Source organism: Geodermatophilus sp. SYSU D01105 (assembly GCF_054050095.1).
The window spans coordinates 1-1,019 of sequence record NZ_JBJGYR010000050.1 but is presented as its reverse complement, the minus strand read 5'-3'; the positions used below and the strand labels follow the sequence as shown (position 1 = coordinate 1,019).

Annotated in this window: 1 protein-coding gene; it reads right to left on the bottom strand. The window is 73.5% G+C overall.

The annotated features are described in order from the left end of the window. Positions 1-983 (bottom strand): SDR family NAD(P)-dependent oxidoreductase (locus ACI79I_RS24310; protein WP_456995131.1); only part of this gene is annotated, 983 nt, incomplete at its 3' end. Between the last annotated feature and the right edge of the window lie 36 nt (positions 984-1,019).

The following is a 1,019-nucleotide window of genomic DNA, read 5'->3' as shown; positions in this document are numbered from 1 at the left end:
GCCGCGACGCCGGAGTCGACGGGGATGTGCAGGCCGGTGGTGCGGGACAGGTCGCCGGCGGTGAGGGCGTGGACGGCGTCGGCGACGTGGTCGGGCAGCACCTCGCGCTTGAGCAGGGTGCGCTGGGCGTAGAAGGCGCCCAGCTCCTCCTCGGGCACGCCGTAGACCGCGGCGCGCTGGGCGCCCCAGCCGCCGGCGAAGATGCCCGAGCCGCGGACCACGCCGTCGGGGTTGATGCCGTTGACCCGGATCTGGTGCTCGCCCAGTTCGGCGGCCAGCAGCCGGACCTGGTGGGCCTGGTCGGCCTTGGTGGAGGAGTAGGCGATGTTGGCCGGGCCGGCGAACACGGCGTTCTTGGAGGAGATGTAGACGATGTCCCCGCCCATGCCCTGCTCGATCATCAGCGCGGCCGCGGCGCGGGAGACCAGGAAGCTGCCCTTGGCCATCACGTCGTGCTGCAGGTCCCAGTCGGCCTCGGTGGTCTCCAGCAGCGGCTTGGAGATCGACAGCCCGGCGTTGTTGACCACCAGGTCCACGCCGCCGAAGGCCAGCACCGCGGTCCGGAAGGCCTCGGCGACGGCCTCGGCGTCGGACACATCCGCCGCGACGCCCACGGCGATGTCGGGGCCGCCGATCTCGGCGGCCGCGGCGGTGGCCTTGGCCGGGTCCAGGTCGGCGACGATGACGCAGGCGCCCGCGGCGGCCAGCCGGTGGGCGATCGCCCTGCCGATCCCCGACGCCGCGCCGGTGACCAGCGCGATCCGGGTGGCCAGCGGCTTGGGCGCCGGCAGGCGGGCGAGTTTGGCCTCCTCCAGCGCCCAGTACTCGATGCGGAACTTCTCGCCCTCGTCGATCGGCGCGTAGCTGGACACGGCCTCGGCGCCGCGCATCACGGTGATCGCGTTGAGGTAGAACTCCCCGGCCACCCGGGCGGTCTGCTTGGTCGCGCCGAAGCTGAACATGCCCACCCCGGGCACCAGCACGATCGCCGGATCCGCCCCCCGCATCGGCGGGGAGTC